The following is a 3,870-nucleotide window of genomic DNA, read 5'->3' as shown; positions in this document are numbered from 1 at the left end:
TCAACAGGTTTTAAAAAAACAACATTGGGCTTTAACAGAGCCTTAAAATAAAAACTAGTCCTAAGAATTTTAAGGGGGACTGAAACACTTCATGGTATTTAACTAAACACTACATAGGATATTTAATACATATATTATATCCTGTCATCCCAAATCCGCTTTAAAATCGTCTTTTCATCCGATACCACAAGTTCGAAGACATCTGGATTGGTCATTTCCATAAGGCAGTCATATCCGAAGCTTTCATTGAAATATCTCATTAGCAAGGTGGTCATATTGCCATGACTGACCAGCAAAATATTTTCATCTTTGGAGCACAGTATGTCCTCGAGCAATGATTTTGCTCTTTCCATGCCTGCTGTATGTGATTCTCCACCTTCGAACACTAAATCAAAATCATCAAAGCTTTGTTTTAGCTTATCACGCCAATCTTCAAAGCTAACCGTGCTCAACACTCTTTCTCCCAGTCTGCTGTCTTCAATGATCTTGATTTTCTTTGAATCAGACAGTGGTTTGATCGTATCAATTGCTCTTTTAAACGGGCTCGAGAAAATGAGGTCTATCTCCTTTTGCTTAAAAAATTCAACCAGCGCTAGTGCCTGCCTTCTCCCCTGCTCTGTCAGAGGAGCATCTATCGGCTGGCCCTCCGCACTCGCATGCCTGACGAGATATACTGTTTTCATTATCCCACTCCTTTAATCAGTCATCCTTAAGGAGATACCGATTTCCATAAAATCCTCAGATATGACCGTATTTGAAAATACCTTCACCGCTTCCGCCTCAAGCTGCTTCCAGTCGTTGCGGTCATATCGTGAGCTGATGTGAGTAAGGCACAGCTTTTTTGCCCTGCCTTTGAGAGCAGTATCAGCTGCCTGCAATGTTGTAGAATGAAAATATTCATGTGCAAGAGCTTCTTCGTCGGCTGAAAAAGTAGCTTCGTGTATCAGTAGATCTGCATCGTTTGCGAGGAGTACAGCATTCTCGCAGACTCTCGTATCACCCAGGATCGTCACAATCCTGCCTTTTTGGGGCGGTCCAACAAATTCCTCAGGGTGAATGACTCTTCCATCTTCCAAAATTACTTCTTCACCATTCTTAATTTTTTTGTAGTCTGGTCCTGGCTTGACCCCAGCAGCAACTAGCTTGTCTGCGAGAAGCGTCCCTGGACGGTCCCTCTCCACTATCCTATACCCATATGAAGGAATACCATGTTCGAGAAGCCTGGCTTCTACCGTGAATTGGTCATCTTCAAAAATGACACCATCTTCAATTTCAATAATTTCAATAGGGTATTTCAAGTAGGATTTGCTTATTTTAAGTGACACTTCAATAAACTCCCTGATTCCTGCTGGACCGTAAACTGTTACCAATGATTCTCCGCCTTGGAATGAACGGCTGGAAAGTAATCCTGGCAGTCCGTAAATGTGGTCCCCGTGCAAATGGGTGATGAAAATTTTTTCAATCCTGCGCGGTTTAATGCTAGTATGTAAAATTTGATGCTGTGTAGCTTCTCCACAGTCAAATAGCCAGACTGCTCCTCTTTCCTCGAGCAATTTTAACGCGATTGAAGTCACATTCCTCAGCTTAGCAGGAACACCTGCCCCAGTCCCAAGAAAAAAAACATCCATATTTAAGACCGCCTTTCATGCAAAAAGCCCGCTGGTACTCAGGCTGGTAGTTTCTTTGTTCCTTTCAATATATCACAAGAGACGTTGGTTTGTTCAATATACCTAATAGGGCAAATCTGCTGATTTAACACAAGGGGCATAGTTCCAGTCAAATGGAAGAAACTAATTACAGTTCAAACAGTTGCTAATTGTTCACGAAACCGATAAAATTTTATACTTGTAAAGTGTTTTTATACATATTGAGTAAATTCATATAAAGAGAGGTCCTATATTGTGACACACACTGATAAACCAACAGCTTTAATCATGATCTTCGGGGCTACGGGAGACCTTGCGAACCGTAAATTGTTCCCTTCCCTATACAATTTGTTTGAAAAAGGAAAATTGGACAAGTTCGCAGTCATTGGTGTCGCCAGACGTTCACTATCAAATGAAGAATTCCAGCAGAAGGTTAAAGAATCTGTACAAGAAAATCGTGAATCAGCAAAGAATATCGAGGAATTTGCATCTAAATTCTATTATCATTCCCATGATGTGACTGATTCCAGCTCCTATGTAGCTCTTGGAAAGCTTGCAGAAGAAATGGACAGCCACTATGGACTTAATGGAAACAGGATCTTCTATCTTGCGATGGCGCCTGAGTTCTTTGGAACAATTGCAGAGCATTTAAAGAAGGACAAGCTTACAGATGTTTCAGGATTTAAACGTCTCGTGATTGAAAAACCATTTGGACATGACCTTGAGTCAGCAAAAGTATTAAACAAACAAATCCGTACTGCATTCTCGGAAAATGAAATTTACCGTATTGACCATTATCTTGGCAAGGAAATGGTCCAGAACATCGAAGTCATCCGATTTGCCAATGCAATGTTTGAACCGCTTTGGAATAATCGCTACATTTCAAATATACAAGTTACTTCAAGCGAAACGCTTGGCGTTGAAGAACGCGGACGTTATTACGAAAAAAGCGGCGCATTGCGAGACATGGTCCAGAACCATATGCTACAAATGGTTTCATTGCTCGCAATGGAGCCCCCAATCAAATTAACGACAGATGAAATCCGGTCTGAGAAGGTTAGAGTGTTCCGTGCCCTTCGTCCAGTAAAGGGTGAAGAAGTAAATGAATACTTTGTTCGCGGACAGTATGATAAAGGCCAGATGAACGGCGGATTAGTACCAGCTTATCGCCAGGAGGAAATGGTGGATCCTGAATCAAACACGGAAACTTTTGTTGCCGGCAAATTAATGATTGATAATTTCCGCTGGGCAGGAGTGCCATTTTACATCCGTACAGGTAAAAGAATGACAGCGAAGTCTACAAAAATTGTGATTCAGTTCAAAGATATTCCAATGGATCTGTACTATCGACCGAAAAAAACAGTTAATCCTAATCTTTTAGTGATTCATATTCAGCCTGAAGAAGGAATTACGCTTCACCTGAACGCTAAAAAATCCGGTCAGGGGACAGATGCAACACCGGTAAAACTGAACTATGCAAATAAGGGCATAGACGGCCTTAATACGCCTGAAGCATACGAAAAGCTGTTATTCGATTCTCTTCGCGGAGACGCTACTAACTTTACCCATTGGGATGAAGTCGCGCTTTCCTGGAGCTTTGTCGATAACATTTCAGATGTTTGGGAAAATACAAAAGAGCAAGCCTTCCCTAACTACGCATCTGGAACTATGGGTCCAGACGCAGCAGATAAGATGCTTGAAAAAGACGGATTCTTCTGGTGGCCTGTTACTGAAATTGATGTTGAGAAGTGTTAATCAAATAATAATAAAATCCCGCCTGCCGAAGCTGCATGCGGGATTTTTATATCTGCTCATCCTCCGAAAAATAAATCAAGAATATTGGAGCCTGCTGATGCCTCTTTATTATAAAACTCCGAATACCCACACTTCCTGCAGTATACGACCACGAATTGATTATTTTGTATGTCGAAAATCTTGGACAATCCAGTACCGGTCATGGCTACTTCCTTTTTCTGCATCCCTGCTCCCACATTTTACACAGCCGCTATCACTCATCTTTCCCATCTCCCATTTAAAGATTTATATTACATACGATCATGGAAGTATTTGGTTTCATTTTTTAGACATAGACTTTTAATAAGTAACAGTTATAACTGACAATAAAAAACAGCGAACACAAGGTTCGCTGTTTCAGTTTGTCGAAAATGATACAGTTCACCGGTTAGTTATTAAAACCCTGTTGATTGGAGTGGAAGGCGCGAAG

The 3,870-nt window shown here is 41.1% G+C and carries 3 protein-coding genes and 1 pseudogene; 1 reads left to right on the top strand and 3 read right to left on the bottom strand.

Annotated elements, in window-relative coordinates; genetic code table 11:
- Positions 1 to 134: 134 nt before the first annotated feature.
- Together V7654_RS01825 and rnz are read right to left on the bottom strand one after the other, a co-directional pair.
- Positions 135 to 683, bottom strand: a complete 549-nt coding sequence (locus V7654_RS01825) for a histidine phosphatase family protein (RefSeq protein WP_335428018.1) — start codon at positions 681 to 683, stop codon at positions 135 to 137.
- A gap of 12 nt (positions 684 to 695) precedes the next feature.
- A complete protein-coding gene (rnz, locus tag V7654_RS01820) occupies positions 696 to 1,628 on the bottom strand; it encodes a ribonuclease Z (protein WP_335428016.1) in 933 nt (310 codons plus the stop codon).
- A gap of 306 nt (positions 1,629 to 1,934) precedes the next feature.
- On the opposite strand from rnz, the gene zwf reads away from it, so the two are divergent.
- Positions 1,935 to 3,401, top strand: a complete 1,467-nt coding sequence (gene zwf / locus V7654_RS01815) for a glucose-6-phosphate dehydrogenase (protein WP_335428185.1) — start codon at positions 1,935 to 1,937, stop codon at positions 3,399 to 3,401.
- A 56-nt stretch (positions 3,402 to 3,457) separates the two neighbouring features.
- Here zwf and V7654_RS01810 read toward each other — a convergent pair.
- Positions 3,458 to 3,662: pseudogene (locus V7654_RS01810) on the bottom strand (zinc ribbon domain-containing protein).
- Positions 3,663 to 3,870 lie beyond the last annotated feature (208 nt).

Source organism: Bacillus sp. JJ1609, from assembly GCF_036967045.1.
Classification (GTDB): Bacteria; Bacillota; Bacilli; order Bacillales; family Cytobacillaceae; genus Mesobacillus.
Note: the sequence above shows the minus strand (reverse complement) of the source record. Positions and strands in the feature narration are given on the sequence as shown.